Origin of the sequence: Rhodococcus sp. ZPP, from assembly GCF_017656075.1 — a bacterium.
Lineage (GTDB): Bacteria > Actinomycetota > Actinomycetes > Mycobacteriales > Mycobacteriaceae > Rhodococcus_F > Rhodococcus_F oxybenzonivorans.
The window spans coordinates 1,976,452-1,997,362 of sequence record NZ_CP058638.1; the positions used below are offsets into that span (position 1 = coordinate 1,976,452).

The 20,911-nt window shown below is 68.5% G+C and carries 20 protein-coding genes; 11 read left to right on the forward strand and 9 right to left on the reverse strand.

Annotated features, from left to right (window positions below):
• Nucleotides 1-25: 25 nt before the first annotated feature.
• Nucleotides 26-511 (reverse strand): nucleoside deaminase, encoded by a 486-nt coding sequence (locus HYG77_RS09355; protein WP_208962486.1) that lies wholly within the window; start codon nt 509-511, stop codon nt 26-28.
• Nucleotides 512-777: 266 nt separating this feature from the next.
• Between HYG77_RS09355 and sepH the strand changes: the two genes are divergently transcribed.
• Nucleotides 778-1,635 carry a septation protein SepH gene (gene sepH / locus HYG77_RS09360; protein WP_109334897.1) on the forward strand — a complete coding sequence of 286 codons (858 nt, stop codon included), beginning with the start codon at nt 778-780 and terminating at the stop codon, nt 1,633-1,635.
• A 72-nt stretch (nt 1,636-1,707) separates the two neighbouring features.
• Nucleotides 1,708-2,499, forward strand: coding sequence for a hypothetical protein (locus HYG77_RS09365; protein WP_109327418.1), 792 nt, complete (start codon nt 1,708-1,710; stop codon nt 2,497-2,499).
• A 4-nt stretch (nt 2,500-2,503) separates the two neighbouring features.
• Here HYG77_RS09365 and HYG77_RS09370 read toward each other — a convergent pair whose 3' ends face one another.
• Together HYG77_RS09370 and HYG77_RS09375 are read right to left on the reverse strand one after the other, a co-directional pair.
• Nucleotides 2,504-2,791 (reverse strand): DUF2537 domain-containing protein, encoded by a 288-nt coding sequence (locus HYG77_RS09370; RefSeq protein ID WP_208963336.1) that lies wholly within the window; start codon nt 2,789-2,791, stop codon nt 2,504-2,506.
• A 2-nt stretch (nt 2,792-2,793) separates the two neighbouring features.
• Nucleotides 2,794-3,600, reverse strand: coding sequence for an RNA methyltransferase (locus tag HYG77_RS09375; protein ID WP_208962487.1), 807 nt, complete (start codon nt 3,598-3,600; stop codon nt 2,794-2,796).
• A gap of 70 nt (nt 3,601-3,670) precedes the next feature.
• Here HYG77_RS09375 and HYG77_RS09380 point away from each other — a divergent pair, with 70 nt between their 5' ends.
• The 6 genes from HYG77_RS09380 (at nt 3,671) to HYG77_RS09405 (ending at nt 10,438) form a co-directional block, all read left to right on the forward strand.
• Nucleotides 3,671-4,510: an SDR family NAD(P)-dependent oxidoreductase gene (locus tag HYG77_RS09380; protein ID WP_208962488.1), complete on the forward strand. Its 840-nt coding sequence runs from the start codon at nt 3,671-3,673 to the stop codon at nt 4,508-4,510.
• A gap of 60 nt (nt 4,511-4,570) precedes the next feature.
• Nucleotides 4,571-5,464: a MoxR family ATPase gene (locus HYG77_RS09385; protein WP_109327412.1), complete on the forward strand. Its 894-nt coding sequence runs from the start codon at nt 4,571-4,573 to the stop codon at nt 5,462-5,464.
• A 5-nt stretch (nt 5,465-5,469) separates the two neighbouring features.
• Nucleotides 5,470-6,585 carry a VWA domain-containing protein gene (locus HYG77_RS09390; RefSeq protein WP_208962489.1) on the forward strand — a complete coding sequence of 372 codons (1,116 nt, stop codon included), beginning with the start codon at nt 5,470-5,472 and terminating at the stop codon, nt 6,583-6,585.
• Nucleotides 6,586-6,681: 96 nt separating this feature from the next.
• Nucleotides 6,682-7,215, forward strand: coding sequence for a (2Fe-2S)-binding protein (locus HYG77_RS09395; RefSeq protein WP_208962490.1), 534 nt, complete (start codon nt 6,682-6,684; stop codon nt 7,213-7,215).
• Entirely contained in the window at nt 7,212-9,587 is a 2,376-nt protein-coding gene (locus HYG77_RS09400) for a xanthine dehydrogenase family protein molybdopterin-binding subunit (RefSeq protein WP_208962491.1), read from the forward strand. The genes HYG77_RS09395 and HYG77_RS09400 overlap by 4 nt, the downstream gene beginning before the upstream one ends.
• Nucleotides 9,584-10,438 (forward strand): xanthine dehydrogenase family protein subunit M, encoded by an 855-nt coding sequence (locus HYG77_RS09405; RefSeq protein ID WP_109327400.1) that lies wholly within the window; start codon nt 9,584-9,586, stop codon nt 10,436-10,438. Before HYG77_RS09400 ends, HYG77_RS09405 begins: the two co-directional genes overlap by 4 nt.
• 16 nt (nt 10,439-10,454) lie before the next feature.
• Here the strand turns inward: HYG77_RS09405 and HYG77_RS09410 are convergent, their stop codons facing one another.
• From HYG77_RS09410 to HYG77_RS09420, 3 genes are all read right to left on the reverse strand, one after another.
• Nucleotides 10,455-11,786 carry an MFS transporter gene (locus tag HYG77_RS09410; RefSeq protein ID WP_208963337.1) on the reverse strand — a complete coding sequence of 444 codons (1,332 nt, stop codon included), beginning with the start codon at nt 11,784-11,786 and terminating at the stop codon, nt 10,455-10,457.
• Nucleotides 11,787-11,881: 95 nt separating this feature from the next.
• On the reverse strand, nt 11,882-12,313 hold the full coding sequence (locus tag HYG77_RS09415; RefSeq protein ID WP_109327398.1) for a MarR family transcriptional regulator: 432 nt from the start codon (nt 12,311-12,313) through the stop codon (nt 11,882-11,884).
• Between the two features lie 33 nt (nt 12,314-12,346).
• Nucleotides 12,347-13,801: an NCS2 family permease gene (locus tag HYG77_RS09420; RefSeq protein ID WP_208962492.1), complete on the reverse strand. Its 1,455-nt coding sequence runs from the start codon at nt 13,799-13,801 to the stop codon at nt 12,347-12,349.
• Between the two features lie 77 nt (nt 13,802-13,878).
• On the opposite strand from HYG77_RS09420, the gene HYG77_RS09425 reads away from it, so the two are divergent.
• Entirely contained in the window at nt 13,879-14,127 is a 249-nt protein-coding gene (locus tag HYG77_RS09425) for a DUF2530 domain-containing protein (protein WP_208962493.1), read from the forward strand.
• 42 nt (nt 14,128-14,169) lie between these two features.
• Here HYG77_RS09425 and HYG77_RS09430 read toward each other — a convergent pair whose 3' ends face one another.
• From HYG77_RS09430 to HYG77_RS09440, 3 genes are all read right to left on the reverse strand, one after another.
• Nucleotides 14,170-14,715, reverse strand: coding sequence for a phosphatase PAP2 family protein (locus tag HYG77_RS09430; protein WP_208962494.1), 546 nt, complete (start codon nt 14,713-14,715; stop codon nt 14,170-14,172).
• The gene (locus HYG77_RS09435; RefSeq protein WP_208963338.1) at nt 14,705-17,272 is read right to left on the reverse strand and encodes an ATP-binding protein; all 2,568 of its coding nucleotides are present in this window, start codon (nt 17,270-17,272) and stop codon (nt 14,705-14,707) included. The genes HYG77_RS09430 and HYG77_RS09435 overlap by 11 nt, the downstream gene beginning before the upstream one ends.
• A 176-nt stretch (nt 17,273-17,448) precedes the next feature.
• Nucleotides 17,449-18,324 carry a DUF3027 domain-containing protein gene (locus HYG77_RS09440; protein WP_109327390.1) on the reverse strand — a complete coding sequence of 292 codons (876 nt, stop codon included), beginning with the start codon at nt 18,322-18,324 and terminating at the stop codon, nt 17,449-17,451.
• A gap of 38 nt (nt 18,325-18,362) precedes the next feature.
• Between HYG77_RS09440 and HYG77_RS09445 the strand changes: the two genes are divergently transcribed.
• Nucleotides 18,363-19,169 (forward strand): glutaminyl-peptide cyclotransferase, encoded by an 807-nt coding sequence (locus tag HYG77_RS09445; RefSeq protein ID WP_208962495.1) that lies wholly within the window; start codon nt 18,363-18,365, stop codon nt 19,167-19,169.
• A gap of 70 nt (nt 19,170-19,239) precedes the next feature.
• Complete coding sequence (locus HYG77_RS09450) at nt 19,240-20,910, forward strand: MFS transporter (protein WP_109327386.1); 1,671 nt, start codon at nt 19,240-19,242, stop codon at nt 20,908-20,910.
• Nucleotide 20,911: the final 1 nt, after the last annotated feature.

Consider the following 20,911-nt stretch of genomic DNA (forward strand, 5'->3'; position numbering starts at 1 on the left):
ACGTCGTTTTCAGTCGGTGGCGGTTTCAGTCGGTGGCGAGGAAACGGTGGAACGGAGCCAGAGCCTCGTCCCCGAGGTGAGGGCCGCTGACCTCGATCTCGACGTCGGCGGACTCCACCACGTCGGAGCAGCGCAGGCCGAACCGCGGCCCGTCCGGGAGGATTCGGCCGAAGTCGTCGGACGACGCGGCGAAGACGACCCGCCTGATCCCTGCCCAGACCATCGCGGCGCTGCACATCGGGCAAGGCTCACCGCTGGCGTACATGGTGGCGCCGACGAGCTGCTCTGTCCGTCCCTCGGCGCAGGCAGTGGTGATCGCGTCGAGTTCGGCGTGCTCGGTGACGTCGCCGGACGTGGCGACGGAATTGGCGCCCTCACTGATGACGTGTCCATCAGAGCCGACGGCCACCGCACCGAAGGGTCTGTTGCCCGCGTCTCCGGTCTCGTCGGCCAGTTCGATTGTGCGCCGCAGATGGGCGAGGTCGGTGTCGTCGACATCGGTATGGCTCATCGTCGGGGATCCACTTCTGTTCCGACTTCCCGGTTCCCGGGCTCTGCCGATCAGTATGCGCGCCACGACCACGTCCAGGGAGCCGATCCCGACGGATGGTGGACGGTGTCCGGGATGAATCGCGACTCCGAAACGTCGAAGCGTAACGCGGACATGATCCTCTGTGCCGCCACCACGGCCGCGCGTGTCCTCCCGCATCGGCTGTCACGAATGAATTACAGTTGGCGCGGTACATCGTCGCGAGCCGGCGCGATAAGGAGGTCAACGTGCGAGAGCTTCGAGTGATCGGTCTCGAGCCAGATGGTTCGCACGTCGTGTGCGCTGATGCTGCTACCGGCGAAAAATTCCGGCTTCCCGCCGATGACAAGCTCCGCGCAGCATCCCGCGGGGACATCGCTCGACTCGGCCAGATTGAGATCGAAATGGACAGTCAGCTCAGACCCCGTGAGATCCAGGCCCGCATTCGCGCCGGCGCTTCCGTAGAGCAGGTGGCTGACGAGGCCGGCATTCCGCTGTCGAAGGTGGAACGCTTCGCCTACCCGGTTCTACTCGAACGCTCCCGTGCCGCCGAGATGGCGCAGGGTGGACATCCGGTCCGCGACAACGGCCCTGCCGTTCCGACGCTGGCCGAGATCGTCACCCAGGCTTTCCGGGCGCGCGGACACAACATCGACGACGCCACGTGGGACGCCTGGCGTGACGAGGACAACCACTGGGTCGCCCAGCTGCAGTGGCAGGCGGGCCGCACCACCAACGCCGCGCACTGGCGGTACCAGCCGGATGCCCACGGCGGCACCATCGTCGCGCTCGACGACACCGCGTTCGACCTGATAGATCCCGACTTCGGCCGTCCTCTGCGCGGATTGGCTCCCGTGGCGTCCGACGAGCCCGAGCAACTCGAATTCGTCGACTACCCGGCGGAATCCCCATCGCCTGCGGCGGAGCCGGAGCGCATCGTCGAAGCCGAAACCGACGTGCCCGAGCCGGTCGACGAAGACACCGAGCCCGAGCCCTCCGCACCGAAGGTCGCTCCGCACCAGACCTCCAACAGGGACAAGCGCGGGAAGCCGTCGCTTCCGTCGTGGGACGACGTTTTGCTCGGCGTTCGCAGCAGCGGACGCTGATTACCGGCGCGGTGAACGGGCCGGGAACACGGTCGTGGTCGTACTCTTTCAGGTAAGCACCGAAAGAGAGGGATGACCGTGGGGGCGAAGGTATCAACGATCTGGTACGTCGACACCCCCGATCCGGTCACCGTCCTACGTGGACACCCACAATCCGATCCTGATGCCGCCCAGGCACTCGCCAGCCGGCTCTATCCCGATCTGGTGGCCACGCCGACCGGTTCGGCGTCGCTGTCCGAGGCGTCCGCCGTCGACCAGGACGGCACCGTGTATATCGGTTGCTACCCCGGTGTCACCGTAGTGTGCAGTGCCGATCTCGCGATTCCCCGCCCGTCGACACTGCCCGAAAGCCGGTTGCCGGTCTCGGAATTCGAGCGAATCTATTATGTGGCGTCCAAGCCCGACCTCGCGTGGGGTTCGTTCGCGACGTGGGAGAACGGCAAGATGGCCCGATCCTTCAGTGCGACACCAGTGCACATCCATGAAGACCTCGGCCTGCCCCTGGTGTGGGAAAGACCTTACTGGGCGGGCGAGTTCCCGCTGCGCTATCCGGCGGGGGTTCTTCCCGATCCACAGTCGCTGCCGTTCCACCCACAACAGTTCGCCGAAGGCGCCAACCGGAACTGGCTGGGATTCCGCTACACCGGACCCCGCGAGGACTCCGAGCTCGACCCGAAGTCCCTCCCGGTAGTCGCCTTCACCGTGCATCGCCCGGGCGAAGGGCCCGCCGCGGACGTGGAGGAGCCGGAAACGCCGAAACCTGAACCGGTATCAGCACCGGCACTGGAACCGGTGCCGGTTGCCGTCGAACCACCCTCCGCCACCCGCAGGCCCGGACGCCTGCGCAGGTATTTCGGTTTCTGAACGGTCAGCCGGCGCCCGCGATAGCCGCGATCCATCCCACGAGAACTCCCACGCCCATTCCGTATACCACCCAGCGCCACACCGGTGTCCGGCGGAACCGCCACGCAGTCGGCGCGACACCCGCCACCACCACCAGCTCCAGGAAGACCGCAAGCACCGCGTTGATGCGGGCCAATTGGGTGCCGAAGGCGATGACCGCGGTCGCCACGATGACCGCCGTGAATCCGGTGACGAGTAGCCCCGTGAACCACGGGACCCCGGCGCCGGACACCGGTCGTGGTGCAGGCGGCACCGTCACCGACCCGTCCGAACGCGTTCGTAGAACGCCATCGCGGCGGCGGTGGCCACATTCAGCGAATCCGTCCCCGGGGCCATCGGGATGCGGGCACGGACGTCCGTGGCGCGCATGGCATGTTCGGTGAGGCCTGGGCCTTCCGCGCCGAGCAGGACGGCGACCTTCTCCCCCGTCATGGCCTCGGCCAAGGTGATCGCTTCGGGGTTCGGCGTCAGCGAGATCAATTGGAACCCGCGCTCGCGCAACACGTCGAGGTCGCGGGGCCAGGCCGACACGTGTGCGAACGGAACGCGCAGAACGTGGCCCATGGACACTCGCACCGCCCGGCGGTAGAGCGGGTCCGCACAACCCTTGCCGAAGACGACGGCGTCCACTCCCAGCCCGGCAGCGTTGCGGAACATGGAACCGAGGTTCTCGTGATCGTTCACTCCCTCGAGGACAGCGACCGTTCGCGCGCTGTCGAGCACCTCCGGCAAGTCGAGCGGCACCGGCCGACGTGCCGCGGCCAGTACGCCGCGATTGAGGTGGAATCCCACGACCTCGGCCATGACATCCGCCGTCGTTCGGTAGAACGGGACGTCCACCCGGGCCAGGTCGTCCGCGAGTTCCCCGAGCCGGCGATCGACGCCCAGCAGCGCGATCGGGTCGAAACGAGAGGCGAGCAGGCGCTGAGCCACCAGCACGCCTTCCGCAATCACCAGGCCCTTACCTTCGGGAAGATCCGGGCGGCGATCCGAGGAGTTGAGATCGCGGAAGTTGTCCAGCCGCGAATCGGCCGGATTTGCTATGTCGATGACGGAAACCACCGGTCCATCGTGCCGTATGTGCGGAGTCACCCCGTTGACTCCCCACCACCGAACGCGAAAGCTCGAAGGGATGAAGCAACTGCACGGGCGCACGGCTCTGGTGACGGGTGCCTCCGGCGGCCTCGGCCGCGTCATCGCACGGGCGCTGGCGCGTGAAGGCGTCACCGTCGCGGTGTCCGGCCGGCGCGAGGATCGACTCGCGGAAATCGTCGGTGAACTGCGTGCTCTCGGTGTGCGCGCCGAGGCCGTGCCCGCGGACCTGAACCGACTGGAACAGCTCGATTCGCTCATCGAACGCACCGAGGCGGCAGTCGGTCCCCTCGACCTACTCGTGAACAACGCCGGTGTGGAGAACGTCTCGGCCTTCACCCGACTCGACCCCGGCGAGCTCACCGCAATGGTCGACGTCAATCTCACCGCACCACTGCTTCTCACACGCCGAGTGGTTCCCGGGATGCTCGACCGCGGTTGGGGACACGTGGTGTTCATCTCTTCGCTGGCAGCGAAGATCGGTCCGGCGTACTGCGCGCCGTACGCCACAACGAAGGCGGGCCTGATCGGTCTCACCCAGTCGCTGCGGGCGGAGTACGCGGGCTCGCCCGTCGGCTTTTCCGTCGTGTGCCCCGGATTCATCGCCGGCGACGGCATGTACCAGCGCATGACGGAACGCGGCATCAGGGCCGGCCGGATCACGGGCGAGACCACCACCGACAAGGTCGCCGCCGCTGTGATCCGGGCAATCCGGCGTGACCGGCCCGAGATCGTCGAGAGCGGAGCCCCGATCCGCCCGCTGCTCGCTCTGGGGCAGATCGCGCCGGGACTGGTCGAACGGGTGGCCGCGCGGTTCGGCGCCACCGCGATGTTCCGGCGGTTGAGCGAGGACCGCGGCAGGGTGGAGCCGGACGCTTGACGGCAGCAAGCTCCTCCGAGTCGCGTGTCCGGGGGCGGGCACTCACCTAGGCTCGCGTGGGTGAGGGATTCCACACCGACGGTCGGTTCGCCTGCGGAACTGGCGCGGGCGCTCGACGCCACGGGCTACCTCGCCGACGACGGCGTCGCGATGGCCGCGTTCCTCGCCATACGTATGGGACGGCCGCTGTTCTGCGAGGGTGAACCCGGCACCGGCAAGACGTCGCTCGCGACCGCGTTGTCGGAGGCGTTCGACCTGCCGCTGATCCGCCTGCAGTGTCATGAGGGCATTGACGCCGCGCAGGCGCTCTACGACTGGGACTTCCCGCGGCAGCTGCTGCACCTGCGGACGCTCGAGGCGGCGAGCACCGGCCTGCTCGAGGCCGACACCGTCGAACGCTCGCTGTACACCGAGCGGTTCCTTCTGGCCCGACCCTTGCTGCGGGCGCTCACCGAAGCCCCCTGCGTGCTGCTCGTCGACGAGATCGACCGCGCCGACGACGAATTCGAGGCGTTCCTGCTGCAGGTATTGGACGAGAACGCGGTCACCATCCCAGAACTCGGCGAGGTGCGGGCGGCGACACCGCCGCTGGTGGTGCTCACCTCCAACCGCACCCGCGAAGTGCACGACGCACTCAAACGCCGCTGCCTGTACCACTGGCTCGAGCACCCCGACCTGGCCCGGGAGGTCGCGATCCTGCGACGCCGCATCCCCGGCATCGGCCCCGACCTCGCCGCGCAGGTCGCCCACGCCGTCCACTCCCTGCGGGAGATGGAACTGCTCAAGCCGCCGGGGGTGGCCGAGGCGCTGGACTGGGCACGCGCACTGCGCGAACTCGACCGGGACGTGCTGGACGCGGAGACAGCCGCCGCGACGCTCGGTGCCGTCCTCAAGTACCGCGAGGACCTCGAACGGGTCGCCCGTGCCGGACTGGACCGGCTCCTGGCCGGGTGAGAAGCATGCCCGCAGCACAGGGCGCCGGCGATCCTCTGGTGGGGTTGGCCGGGCTCGCCCACGCCCTCGCAGCCGCGGGACTGCCGGTCGCGTCGGACGCCGTCGCCGCCTTCACCCGGGCACTCCGCGAGGTGGAAGTGGGCAATCCCGAACAGGTGTACTGGGCAGGTCGCGCGACACTGTGCCGCGGTCCCGACGACATCCCCCGGTACGACTCGGCGTTCGCAGCCTGGTTCGGCGGTACCGTTCCCGCCCGAGTGCCGCGGTCCGGGGAACTGCCTCGCCGGGCCCGAACCGCCGCCATGACCACGACGAACGGCGGCGACATCGGTGGCGACGCGCCGCAACTGCGGGTCGCCGCGGACGACACCGAGGTATTGCGCCACCGCAACATCGCCGACCTCACCGCGGCCGAACGCGCGCACCTCGCCGAGTTGATCGCCGCCCTGCGTCCGCGGCCCCCGACCCGCCCGGCCATCCGGATGCGCCCGGCCCGCCGGGGGACGGTGGACCCGCGGCGCACCGTACGGGGCATGCTCGCGGCGGGCGGCGAACCGGTGCGGCCGAGCCTCCACCGCAAAGCCACCCGGCCACGCCGGATGGTGCTGCTCATCGACGTGTCCGGATCGATGAGCCCGTACGCCGACGCACTGCTGCGTTTTGCGCACGTCGTCGCCCGCGGCAACCCGGGCGGCACCGAGGTGTTCTCGCTGGGCACCCGCCTGACGCGGCTCTCCCGGGCGCTGCGGGCCCGCGACCCGGAAGTGGCACTCGCCGCCGCGGGCCGGGCCGTGCCCGACTGGGCGGGCGGCACCCGCCTCGGCGAGACGCTTCGCGCGTTCCTGGACCGCTGGGGCAGGCGCGGTGTGGCCCGCGGCGCGGTCGTGGTGATCTTCTCCGACGGCTGGGAGCGCGGTGACCCGGCGCTGCTCGCGGAGCAGATGGCTCAGCTGCGCCGGCTCGCGCGCACCGTGCTGTGGGTGAATCCGCACGCCGGCGCGGACGGATACGAGCCGGTGCAGTCCGGGATCGCGGCCGCCCTGCCGTTCGTCGATCGTCTGCTCGCCGGCCACAGTCTCGCGACACTGCAGGAACTGCTCGAGGTCGCACGTCGAACGTGACCGATCCTGAACCGGTTCCACGATTTCGGGTGTTGTTCGCGCTCCGTCGGCGCAAAGTAGGACGTATCACCTGACGCTCCCGGCTTTGGAGGCGCAATGCGCATCACTGTCACCGTCGACGGAACGGCATACACGGACGAGGTGGAACCGCGACTGCTCCTCGTCCACTATCTTCGGGACCGGCTCGGCAAGGTCGGCACCGTCATCGGCTGCGACACCGGAAACTGCGGGGCGTGCACCGTTCACCTGAACGGTCACAGCGTCAAGTCCTGCTCGGTGCTCGCCGTGCAGGCCGACGGCGGCGACGTCCTCACCGTCGAGGGCCTGTCCCGGAACGGGACGTTGCACCCCGTGCAGCAGGCGTTCCGCGACAACCACGCCCTGCAGTGCGGCTACTGCACCCCCGGCATGATCATGCAGACCCTCGACCTGCTCGCCGAGGAACCCGACCCGGACGAGCGGACGGTGCGGCTGGGGTTGGAAGGCAATCTGTGCCGCTGTACCGGGTACCAGAACATCGTCAGCGCGGTGCAGGATGCGGCGCAGCGGTTGCGCGGCGGCAGCACCACCGAAACACCGACGACGGCGGATGCACCGAAGACCGACACCGCGCAGGGAGGTGTGCGATGACCGCCACCGCCGAACCGGAAATCGGAAAGGCCCGCAAGCGCAAGGAAGACGAGCATCTGGTCACCGGACGCACCCGCTGGACCGACAACCTCGTGCTGCCGGGTATGCAGCACCTGGCGATTCTGCGCAGCCCGTTCGCACATGCCCGGATCACCGGTGTCGACGCCACTGCCGCCCGCGAGATGCCCGGTGTCGTCGCGGTCCTGACCGGCGCCGACCTCGCCGCCGAGCAGGGCAGCCTGCCGTGCGCATGGCCGATCACACCGGACATGAAGTCGCCGCCCGCCCCGTCCCTCGCGGTCGACAGGGTGAACTTCGCCGGCGAGGCCGTCGCGGTTGTGGTGGCACGCAGCGCGTACGAGGCTCACGACGCACTCGAGGCGATCGACGTCGAGTACGACGAACTGCCGGTCGTGCTCGATCTCGCGGCCGCGGCCGCCGACGGCGCCGAACTCGTGCACCCGGATCTCGGGACGAACGTCAGCGCCACCTGGACCTTCGACTCTGCGGAGGCAGGCACGGGCGGCGACGTCGAGCAGACCATCCGCGACGCCGAGGTCCTCGTCGAGCGCACGTTCCGGCAGCAGCGGCTGATCCCGGCGTTCATGGAGCCCCGCTCGGTGGTGGTCGACCCGACCGGCGCTCAGATCACCATGTGGTCGGCCACACAGATCCCCCACATCCTGCGGCTGATGCTGGCGATGACGCTCGACATACCGGAACACAAACTGCGCGTCGTCGCCCCGGATGTCGGCGGCGGTTTCGGCGGCAAACTTCAGGTGACGCCGGAGGAAGTCATCGCTCTGCTCGTCGCGCGGCGACTCGGCAAGCCCGTCAAGTACACCGAGTCGCGTAGCGAATCGATGGTCGCGGCGCATCACGGGCGCGACCAGATCCAGAAATTGACACTGGCCGCCCGCCGCGACGGCACCGTCACCGGGATGAAGGTCGAACTTCTCGCCGACATGGGCGCGTACCTGCGCCTGGTCACCTCGGGGGTGCCGATCCTGGGCGCGTTCATGTTCAACGGCATCTACAAGTTCCCGGCGTATCACTTCACGTGCACCAACGTGTTCACCAACAAGGTGCCCACCGACGCCTATCGCGGCGCGGGGCGGCCGGAGGCGACGTTCGCGATCGAGCGGATGATGGACGAGCTCGCGACCGAGTTGTCAATGGATCCGCTGGAACTGCGGGCGAAGAACTGGATCACCCACGAGGAGTTCCCGTTCGACACCGTCGCGGGCCTGACCTACGACTCCGGCAACTACGAGGCCGCCACCGAGCGCGCGCGGGAGTTGTTCGACTACGACGGTCTCCGACGCGAACAGGCGGAGCGACGCGAGCGAAAGGACCCGGTGCAACTCGGCATCGGGGTGTCCACCTTCACCGAGATGTGCGGTCTGGCGCCGTCACGCACCCTCGGCGCGCTGGCCTACGGGGCCGGCGGGTGGGAACACGCGGCGATCCGAATGCTGCCCACCGGCAAGGTCGAGGTGGTCACCGGTTCGTCGGCGCACGGCCAGGGACACGAGACCGCGTGGAGCCAGGTGGTCGCGGATCAGCTCGGGGTTCCGTTCGAGGACGTCGAGGTGTTACACGGCGACACCCAGACGTCGCCGCGTGGCATGGACACGTACGGTTCACGGTCGCTGGCCGTCGGGGCGATCGCGGTGGTGAAGGCCGCCGAGAAGGTGATCGCGAAGGCCCGGCCCATCGCCGCGCACCTGATGGAGTGCGCCGAGGACGATCTCGAGTTCACCGAGGGACGATTCCGGGTGAAGGGCACCGAGAAGGCGGTCGGCATCGCCGACGTCGCGCTCGCCGTGTTCGCCGCGCACGATCTGCCCGACGGGGTGGAGCCGAACCTGGACTCCGAGGCCACCTACGATCCGGAGAACTTCTCGTTCCCGCACGGCACGCATCTGTGCGCGGTGGAGGTGGACACCGAGACCGGGAAGGTCGGCATCCGGTCCTACGTGTGCGTCGACGACATCGGGCACGTGGTCAACCCGCTGATCGTCGAGGGTCAGGTGCACGGCGGACTTGTCCAAGGCATCGCGCAGGCCCTGTACGAGGAGGCGGTGTACGACGAGTCCGGCACTCTGCTGTCGGGTTCCTTCGCCGAGTACCACGTACCGTCCGCGGCGGATCTGCCGAAGTTCACCACGGGCCGCACCGAGACCCCCGCCACCGGTAATCCACTCGGCGTCAAGGGGGTCGGTGAGGCGGGAACGATCGCATCCACACCGGCCGTCGTCAATGCCGTCCTCGACGCCGTCCGACAGTTCGGGGTGCGTGACATCGCGATGCCCTGTACACCGATGCGGGTCTGGAACGCCATCCGGTCCGCTCAGGGAGGTGCCCGATGATTCCGTCGACCTTCGACTACGTAGCCCCGACCACTGTCGAAGAGGCGGTGGCCGCACTCGCCGAGGCCGGGGACGACGCCAAGATACTCGCGGGCGGCCAGAGCCTGCTACCGGTGCTGCGGCTGCGCCTGTCCTCGCCGAGCACTCTCGTCGATCTCGGCCGGATCGGCGAGTTGCGCGGTGTGCGCGAAGACGGCGACAGCATCGTGATCGGCGCGATGACCACGTATTACGACATGATCCGCGACCCGCTCGTCCAGGAGCATGCGCTGCTGCTCGTCGAAGCGACCCGCACGGTCGCCGATCCGCAGATCCGGCACCGCGGCACGCTGGGTGGCGCTCTGGCGCATGCCGATCCGGCGGGTGACCTGTGCGCACCGGCACTGGCACTCGACGCCACCCTCACCGCGGTCGGGACCGCGGGCAGGCGGAGCATTCCGGTCGCCGACTTCTTCGAGGGCTACTACACGACGGCACTGCACCCGGACGAAATACTTGCGGATGTGCGGATCCCGAAACACACCGGCTGGGAGGCGCGGTACGAGAAGTTCAACACCGTCGCGGAGGCGTGGTCGATCGTGGCGGTGGCCGCGACGATTCAGGTCGACGGCGGCACGATCCGGCAGGCCCGGGTGGCGCTGACCAACATGGGGGCCGTGCCGGTGCGCGCTCGCGGCGTCGAGGACGCGCTCGTCGGCAAGGCCGCCGATCCGGAGTTGATCCGGGCGGCCGCCGAGCACGCGGCCGAGGGCACCGACCCGGTCACCGACGGTAACGCCGACGCCGACTACCGCAGCCACCTCGCGAGAGTGCTGACCCGGCGGGCCGTGGCGACGGCGGTCGGCGTCTGAACGGTCGCGGCAGCCGTCAAGGCCGCGAGTCGCGGCCGGCTTCCACCGCCTGCTCGGTGGCGTCGCACACCACGACCGGGTGCGGGTCGACGACGTTGTGCAGCTCGAACACCGGAAGGTAGCGGCCCGCATCCGGTCTGCGTACTTTCAGTCGCACCTTCGCGTGCCGCATCAGGTACAGGGCAGCGCCGAGGCCGCTGACCAATGAGATGGCACCGCCGATCACGAGGGGTGCACGCGGGTCGAGGACGTCGGCGAGCCAGCCGAGGACCGGACTGCCCAGCGGAGTGCCACCGAGGAAGCAGAGCATATAGATACCCATCACCCGGCCCCGCATCTCCGACGGCACCGACATCTGGAGAATGTTCATCGCCGCCGTGGTGAACGTGAGGGTGAGCGCCCCGGTGGGCACCAGCATGACGGCCACGAGGAAATAGGTGGGCATGAGCCCGACGAGAATCTCGAACGCGCCGAACGCTGCCGCGGCACCGAGGAACGTACGCAACCGCGGCGGTGTCCGGCGCTTCGCGGCGATCGTAGCGCCCGCGAGCGTGCCGACGGCCAGGGTGGTGGACAGCAGCCCGTAGGCGTCCGCGCCTTGCCCGAAGGTGTTGCGGGCGAGCACAGCCAGGCTGAGGGCAAAGTTCAGCCCGAACGTCGACACCAGGAACACCGCGATCATGAGCACGCGTAGATCGGCGCGGCTCCACACATAACGAAAGCCCGCCCGCACCTGCCCTTTACCGCGTTCCGCGGGCGGGGCGGTGAACAGTTCCCGCGTATTCATCATCGCCAGCGCGACCAACACCCCGGTGAACGTGGCGGCATTGAGGAGGAACACCCAGCCCGTGCCGATGAGGGTGATGAGCACCCCGGACACCGCCGGGCCGATGATGCGTGCGGTGTTGAAGGTCATCGAGTTGAGCGCGATGGCATTGGGAAGGAAATCCCTGCCGACCATTTCGATGGTGAACGATTGACGGACCGGTGCATCGATCGCGGAGGCGCAACCCAGCACGAAGGCGATGAGGTACACGTGCCACAGCGCGACCACCCCACCCACGTCGAGCAGGCCGAGCACCAGGCCGCACAACGCCATCGCCACCTGGGTGGTGATCAGGATTCGCCGCTTGTCGTAGCGGTCGGCGAGCACGCCACCCCACACGGACAGGAACAGGGTCGGACCGAACTGCAGTGCCATCACGATGCCCACCGCAAGGGCGTTGCCGTCCGACAGGGTCAGGACGAGCCAGTCCTGCGCCACCCGTTGCATCCACGTCCCGACGAGGGACACGATCTGCCCCGAGGCCCACAGCCGGTAGTTGCGGGTATGCAGGGCGGCGAACATTCCGGTCTTCTGCCGGGCGGGTGAGGCGGCGTCAGGTTCGGGTGGCACCGTTCCATCTTGCTCCCGGCGGCCGAAGCGCCTGCGCTTCGGTGCGGCTACTCGGAGTCGGCGACGATGGCCGTGATGATGCCGACCGCGTCGCGGAGCGTTTTCAACTGGTCCTCGTCGAGTCCGGACAGCCGCTCGTTCATCCAGGCTTCACGGGCGTGCGTCTCGTCGGCGATCAGCGCGTGACCGGCATCGGAGAGGGTGACAATGATCTGGCGGCCGTCGGTGGGATGCGCTGCGCGCTCGACCAGTCCCAGATCGACGAGCGAGGCGATGACCCGGGTCATCGACGGCGGCTGTACCTTCTCACGGGCGGCGAGATTGCCCGGCGTCATGGCTCCGTCGCGGGCAAGGGTGGCCAGCGCAGACAGCTGGGTAAGCGACACCTGGGCGTCGACGCGACGCCCACGCAGATGACGCGTGAGGCGCACGACGGCCAAAGAGAGGTCGCTGGCGAGTGCGCGCGTATCCGTGGTCACGGGAATGACAATACGGGACCGATGGGCCGTCGTTTACGTTACTGCGTCGGTGATCGGGTCCACTGCGAAGTACGCCACGAACAGCACTGCCACCACCCACATCAACGGGTGAATCTTCTTGACACCGCCACTCGCAGCGTTCAGGACCACCCAGGATATGAAGCCGACACCGATGCCGTTGGCGATCGAGTAGGTGAACGGCATCACGACGATGGTGAGGAACGCGGGCAACGCGATCGAGAACTTCGAGAAGTCGATGTCGCGAACCTGGCCGATCATCATGGCGCCCACCACGACCAGGGCTGGTGCGGCCGCCTCGATCGGCACCACCGAGTACAGCGGGGTGAGGAACATCGCGGCCAGGAAGAGCAGTCCCGTCACGACATTCGCCAGGCCGGTGCGCGCGCCCTCGGCGATACCGGATGCGGACTCCACGAAGACCGTGTTGGACGAAGCGGATGCGCCACCTCCGACGATGGCGCCGGTTCCCTCCACGACGAGCGCCCGCCCGATGTTGGGCAGGTTGCCCTCCTGGTCGGTGAGACCGGCTTCCTTGCCGAGTCCGGTCATGGTGCCCATGGCGTCGAAGAAGTTGGCGAGCACGAGTGTGAACACGAGGAGGCTCGCGGCCAGCACGCCGATGCGGACGAAGGCGCCGAAGAGGCTGACGTCGCCGACGAGGCTCAGGTCCGGGAGTTCCGCGACGACATCGGGAGCCTCGGGCACACTGAGGTTCCAACCGTTCGGGTTCACTCCGAGCGACGGGCCCACTCCGGCGACCGCCTCGATGATCGCCGCCAGCACGGTGGTGACGACGATGCCGATCAGCAATCCACCGCGCACCTTACGGACTACCAGTACGCCCATCAGCAGGACACCGAATACGAAGGTCACTGTGGGCCAGGAAGAGATAGATCCGTTGATGCCGAGGCCCACGGGGACCGTCGTTCCGGCGGCATCGGGAATGCGTCGCACGAATCCGGCGTCCACGAGGCCGATGAACGCGATGAACATTCCGATGCCGGCGGCGATCGCGGACTTCAGTTCGGGCGGAATGGCGTTGAACACCGCGGTCCGGAAACCGGTGAGCGCCAAGACGACGATGATGATTCCGTCGATCACCACCAGGCCCATCGCCTCCGGCCAGGTGACCTGCGGCGCGATGGTGACGGCGAGGAGGCTGTTGATACCGAGGCCCGCCGCGATCGCGAAGGGATAGTTGGCCACGATGCCGAAGACGATGCTCATCAGCCCGGCCACGAGGGCGGTGACCGCGGCCACTTGGTTGACGGGGAGGATGTTGCCGAGGACGTCCGTCTTGGCGACGGCGTCGTCCGCGGAGAAACTGCCGAGAATCAACGGGTTGAGGACCACGATGTACGCCATCGCGACGAAGCTGACCACACCGCCGCGGATCTCCGTGCCCACTGTCGAACCACGTTCGGTGATTCTGAAGTAGTTGTCGAGCAGTTTCGGAGCTGCACCCATGTTCTCAATCCCCATCGCCAGAAGTCGCGCGTCGCTACTGGAGATTAGGGCACGGTGACGAGGGTAGCGTTCTTCCGGTGAACGAGACCGCAGACCGACAACCCCTCACGCGGCGCCTCGCCGACCCGCGACCTGCACTGATCCTGGGCACGCTTGCGTGGGTTGTGGCGATGGTCGTGGTGATCGTCACGGGCGACCGGTGGGCGGATGCGTTGCCGACGTGTATCGCGGGCGTCGCCGTCGGGTTCCTCGGCTACGGATTGTTCGCGCTGCAGCGGCGGGCGGCGAGGCGAGGCAGTCGGGGGGCACAGCAGGGTCTGCTCTAGGGGCGCAGCAGGGTCTGCTCTAGTGGCGCAGCAGGGTCTGCTCTAGGGGCGGGTGCTGGTGCCGGCGGGTGAGCGGGTCAGCAAAATCCAGAAGGCCGCCCACAGTGCCCCGAAGACCCAGCCGGCGAGGACGTCGGTGATCCAGTGCGCCGCGAGGTAGACCCGCGACAGCCCGACCATCAGCGTGTAGAGCCCGAGCAGGGTCAGCGCTGCCGCGCGGACATGAGGAAGCACGACGAGGCGAACGACCACGGTGCCGACGACACAAGCCAGGGTGGCGGTCATCATGGCGTGGCCGGACGGGAACGAGTAGGTCGAGATGTCGACCAGCCGTTCGGGGAGCGGTGGTCGGTCGCGCCGGAACAGTTGTTTCAGGCCGCTCATTACCGCCCAGCCGGACAGCATCGCGCCGCCGACGAGCAGGGCGTCCCGTCGGCGGTCCTGCCGCAGCAGTGTGACGGTGAGTACGACCGAGATGATCCACGCGGCGACGGTTCCCCCGCTGTTCGTGATCGCCGTGACGACGTCGACCAGCCACAGAGGCCGGTCCTCGATCGCCCCCTTCAGGACACTGCTGTCAACGGGCATCTGGCACACCCCAGGTGGCTGCCGCCCAGGACGCGGAGACGTGTGTGGTGCCGTCTTCGTCCACCCACCACGGAACGGTCACTTCGACATCGAGGGCACCGGTGAGCGATACGGTGAGCTGCGGATGAACCACGACCTTGCCGTGGGGCAGGGGCCGGCCGATGCTGACGTGGGCGAGCACTGCCGTCGGTTCGAGCTCCCACGACACCGGGCGGCCGGTGCTGGTCACGACGCTCCGCACCGCCGCGGAGGCTGTGGCGACATCGAGCAGGTCGGCCAGTGCCTCACCGGTGTCGAGGGCCCCGGCGACCAGGCGGTCGTGCGGGACTGCGGCGGACAACCACGGCTTGTCGAGCACCAGCGCCGCGCCGGCGTCGATCACAGCGCCGGTGACGGCGCGCACATGGTCCGGCAGGTGTAGTTCGTCGAGGTCGAGGACCCCCGCAGCAGCGGCCGCGCCCAGCAGGGTGTGCGTGCGCACGATCACCGCCGGGGATGGCTGCCGCCTGGAGTCGGCGAGACGATCGAGGAGTAGCTGCGCCAGTTCGGGAGTATCGACGGCGGGTGAGGCGAGCGCCGCGGCGAACACGCCCGACTCCGGATGATCGACGGCGTCCAGTAGCCCGGTGAACGTGTCATCGCCCGGTTCGCGGAGCAATCCCAGGGCCTGGCCGTCCAGTTCGGCGTTGTGCCGTAGCCACCACGCCGTGTAGCCGCGGCGGTCCGCGAGCAGTGGGCGGGTCGACGGATCCGTCGCGAGCATGGTCAGAGCCGTCGCCCAGCGGTCCTCGTCCACGAGGTCGAGGTCACGTACGGCGTCGATCGTCTCGGGATCGTCGTCGAGTGTGTCCCACCAGCGGTTCTCGTCGTCGAGGTCGTGATCAGGCCCGGTGGGCAGTTCTGCGCGCAGCACGGTGAAGCCCCAGCCCACACCGACGGCACGCAATGCTGTCTCGCCCACCCGCTCGGCGAAAGCCGGGTCCACCGACGCGAACGGCGAGTCGTCCACCAGAACCGCCGCGAGAGGTGCACCGGGTAGGAGCAATTCGTCGGCGCCGCGCAATTCGCCGTCGATGTCGGGCAGAAGGAGTTCGCCCACCCACGACGGCAGGGCGCCGGGCTCGGCGTGTGTGGCAAGCGCGAGCACCACGGTGGACAATTCCGCCGCCGCCGCCACGTCGTCGTGATCGAGGTCCTCGATCTCGGCCCGCAGTGCCGGGTCGGACAGCAGGTCGACGGCGGTCGCGGTCTTGGCGCCGAGCCTCGACAGCAGCGAGTGCGCCGCCTCGGGGTGGACCAGCCGCGTCCAGTCGACACCGAGAACGTCTCCGATGTCGTGGCCCAGCAATACCGTTCGCGGTCCGGTCACCGTGCGGCCGTCCGACAGCGGCACGGGAATGGAGGCCAGTTCCTCGGCCGCGAGTGCGTCGATGGCCAAAGGTTCGAGCGCGGCGTACAGGCGAGCCCACCACGTCGGCTCGCGGTCGATCCCGCTGAGCAGTTCGGCGATGCGGGCGAGTCCGATCCTGTGGGTGTCGACGGCGGCCAGAGCGGGGGCCCAGCGCGGTCCGGACAGTTCCGGCACCACCAGGCCGTCCACGATGTCGGCGAGGAGTTCGGCGAGTTCGTCACTGAGTCCGGGAACGACCGATGCCCGGTTGGGCGCCCTGTCCTTACCGCCGACTGTGGGAAGCCACGGTTTCTCCCGCAGTTCGATGAGCAGCCGTTCCCGCAGAGCCGAATCGACCTCGCTGCGAGCGAAACCCGGCAAGGGGACCAGCGCCAGTCGTTGTTTCGGGGGCAATGCCGCCACGAAGTCGGCGTAACCGACCGTCACCTCGGCAAGCGATACGCCGGGCAGCACCCGCCGGCGATCGGGCTGCATCGCAATGTCCGCTATCAACATTGCCGGGATCGACAGTTCCTCGTCCGAACGAGTGGGGGCACGCAGAACGTCGTCGGCAGAGGGGCGCACGACGCCGTCGACCACGCGGACCAGCCACCGGGCCCGCCCGGATTCGAATTGCCACCAATGGTCGTCGCCGATGGCGATGTCGGTCAGCCCGGATGCCAGTGGGTGCTCTCGTCTTCGAAACTCCCTGCCCCCCACGGTGATCGAGTCCAGGGAGGGAAGCTCGAGCAGCAGGTCCGGCGCCTCACGGGCCATGTGGGACAGCAACGCAGTCGCGTCGACGGTGTCGCGCAGCGTCAAGACGACCTCGGACGTCGCCCCCGCGACGGGACGGTGGTCGGTGGGCCACGCGAGGCGCAGCGCCGGAACATCGGCACCCGGATCGGCGCCGTCGAACTCCGCGAGCGCAGATCGCGTGCGCCGAGAAGAGAAGGCGACCGAACCGGACGTCGATCGCAACTCCACCTCGTCGCTCACCGACAACACCGCGGTGAAACCGACCCCGTAACGGCCGACCGTGCCCGCCGACTTGTTCGACGCGCGGAGGGCGACGAGAGCCTGCACCCCTGACTCGTCCAGCGGCGCACCCGTATTGGCGACGCTCAGCACGCGCCCGTCGAGACGCACCCAGAGCTCACCGGGCACGCCCGCGCGCGCTGCCGCGTCGGCGGCGTTCTGCGCCAGCTCGGTCAGCAACCGGTCGCGGTAGCCGGCGTGGACGAGATCGGACTCCGCGGCGGCGTCTTCCCTCAACCGGGTGGGTGAGGTGCGCCACGCGTGCAGCGTCGAGTCCCGAAGGGCACCCGTGCCGAAAGGATCGGCTAGCTGGTCGATGCGGAATCCTCCACGTCGGAGTTGCCGGCCGCGGTCGCCTCGGCCGTCACTGTCTCCGTGTCGGGGTCGGCGTTCCCGGCCTCGGTTCCGGTCGGACCCTCGACCATCTCGACGGCGCCGTCGTCGTAGGCGTCGAACTGCGGCGAACCGGCACCCGACGGCAGCGAGGTGTCCGAATGGGCCCCGCATCCGTATTCGGCGTCGACGACGTGCCCGTCCGCCGCCAACTCGTTGCCGCACACGCCGAACGCTCGATGCAGCGACCCGGCGAGCGGCAGATAGAACCCGCACAGGGAGCACGTGGACGGGGCCGCCCTGGCCATCTCCGAATCCGGACCGTACTCACCGTCGTGCCAGCGTTGCGCGGCGTCGAGACGGCCCTCGAGGCTCATCACCTGTTTGCGGCCGAGCCCGATTTCGAGGGCGACGTCGTCGACCTCGGGGTCGCCGTTGGCGACGTAGCCGGGAACGAGCCGGGGGTCGCCGGCCGGGGGTGCCAGCAGGTCACCGGCCGACAGATCACCCGGCCGAATGCGCTGATCCCAGGGAATCCAGTCGGGGGCGACGAGGGCATCGGGTCCGGGGAGGAGGGCGATTTCGCTGACGGTGGCGTGATCCGCCGCGGGATCAGCGGCCACCACCACCGCCCACTGCCAGCCCCGGTAGCCCGGAAGGTCGGCAACGAAACGGTGAGTCGCGGCACACTCGTCCTCGGTGGTGACACCCAGGTACTCGCCGATTCCCCCGTCCTGCAGTTCGGCCAGCGCGGTTCGGGCGAGCTCGACGGCGTCGGTCAGTACGGGGCGCGACACTGCGCGCTCGTCGGAAGAAGCAACACTCACACCACCAGTTTGCCGCACCACCGCAAGTGGATGCCCACCTGGGCTGTCATGCTGGTCCGATGACCGGAGGAAGGCACCTCGTCCCCGCACTCGCGGCGCCCCTCCTCGGGGTCGCGATGATGGTGACGTCCTGCTCCGCGCAGGCCCCCACAGCGGCCGACGCCCCCGACGCCGAGCTGCGTGTGGAGATACTGCGCACCCTCGATCACGACCCGAATGCCTTCACTCAGGGGCTCGAGATCGCCGGCGACGATCTCTTCGAGGGGACAGGTCGAAGCGGCGAGTCGTGGGTTCGTGCGACGAACCTGGGCAGCGGGACCGTCCGCGCTCGGGCCGAGCTCCCTTCCCCTCTGTTCGGTGAGGGCATCACCGTCGTCGACGACACGGTGTGGCAGCTGACCTGGCGTGACGGTGTGGCCATCGCTCGGGACCGGGAGACCCTGAGCGAGCAGCGACGGGTCGCACTGGACGCCGAGGGCTGGGGCATCTGCGCGCTTGCCGGCAGTCTCGTGACCAGTGACGGCTCGTCGACCCTCACCTTCCGCGACTCCCGAACGTTCGAAGCGCAGCGCACCGTCCAGGCGCGCCGGGACGGGGTTGCCGTCGCTCACCTCAACGAACTCGAGTGCGCGGACGACGGCACCGTCTACGCCAATGTGTGGACCACCGACACCCTCGTCCGTATCGACCCCGCCGACGGCGGCGTGATCGCGGCGATAGACGCGAGCGCACTACGCGACGCGTTGCCGCCCGGGCCGCGGGACGTCGACGTCCTCAACGGCGTCGCCCAGATTCCCGGAACCGACCGTTTCCTCCTCACCGGAAAATACTGGCCGCGAATGTTCGAGGTCCGATTCGTTCCCTGACAGGCCGGTCCCACCAGCTTGCCCGGGGTTGCTGTGGTCGGATGTCCGCCGACTAGGACAGAATTGGGGAGTGACCGGACCGCGCGAACCCTTCGACTCCGACAGCAGTCGGGCGCCCCACGGCAATTCCGGGCCAACCGCTCATCCCGGCTACGACAATTATCCTCCGGCTGCCCGCTCCGGAGGACGACGTACGCCGTTGCCGCCCCTGCATCCAGTGGGCGGTGGGCAGCGATCCCGGTCGGAGGAGGACCGGGCGAATGCACCCAAGGCGCCGCCGATGCCGCGCAAGCTCACGGTCACCCGGGTAGCCGCCATGCGCAGTCGCGAGCTGACCAACAGGACGATCGCCACTTTCCACCGGGCAGCGAAGGCAGATGGTGCGGACAAATCGGGACTCACCGCGCTCACCTATGCGGTGATGACCAACAACGCGACCGATGCGGCCATCGCCGTCGCGCTCGCGAACACCTTGTTCTTTTCCGCGGCGACGGGCGAGGACAAGACCAAGGTCGCGCTGTACCTTCTGATCACCATCGCCCCGTTCGCGGTCATCGCCCCACTGATCGGCCCGATGCTCGACCGTCTTCAGCACGGTCGGCGCATCGCCCTCGCGTCGTCGTTCGGACTGCGTACCGCGCTCGCGATCATCCTGGTCTTCAACTTCGACAGCTGGGTGCTCTATCCCGCCGCACTCGGGATGATGGTGCTCAGTAAGTCGTTCTCGGTCCTCAAGAGCGCTGTCACACCACGAGTACTACCGCCCGAGATCGACCTCGTCCGGGTCAACTCCCGGCTCACCGTCTTCGGTCTCCTCGGCGGAACCATCGGCGCGGGCGCTCTCGCCGGCGCTCTCGCGCTGGTCACCGGATCGTCCATGGCGACGTTGTGGCTGGCAGCGGTGATCACCGTCCTCGGCGCCTACCTGAGCATGCGTATCCCGTCGTGGGTGGAGGTGACCGAAGGCGAGGTCCCGGCCACCCTCACCTATCACGGTGACGACCGACACACCGAGGTCATCGACCGCACCCGCGTGATGCCGGAGGCGGACGCCGGGCCCAAGTCGGGTAAGCGCAGGCAGCCGCTGGGACGGGCGGTCATCACCGGGCTGTGGGGCAACAGCACGATCCGCGTGCTCACCGGGTTCCTCACCCTGTACATCGCGTTCGTGGCGAAGTCCCGGACCGACCACGAACCACTGATCCAGGCCGCGATGCTGGGCTTGGTCGGGGCAGCTGCCGGCATCGGGAACTTCACCGGCAACGCCGCCGGCGCCCGCCTCAAACTCGGCCGTCCCGCTCTGATCGTCCTGCGCTGCACGGGCGCCGTCTGGGTGGTGGCGGTGATCGCTGCCGTCACCGACAACCTGTTGACCGCAGCCGTTGCCACCCTCGTCGGGTCGGCGGCGAGCGCTCTGGCCAAGGTGTCGCTGGACGCATCCTTGCAACACGATCTGCCGGAAGAATCGATCGCCTCGGGATTCGGTCGTTCCGAGACGGTGCTGCAGCTCAGCTGGGTGGTGGGCGGTGCGCTGGGCGTCCTGCTCCCCACCGAGTACTGGATCGGATTCACCGTGGTGTCGGCGGTTATGACCGTCGGGCTGGTGCAGACGGTCCTCACCTACCGGGGCAGCACGCTGCTGCCAGGGCTCGGCGGAAAGCGGCCCGACCTCGCCGAACAGGAAGTAACTCAGCCAATCTCGACCCACAGGGCCGACCGATCGACGGGAAATGTGACGTAAG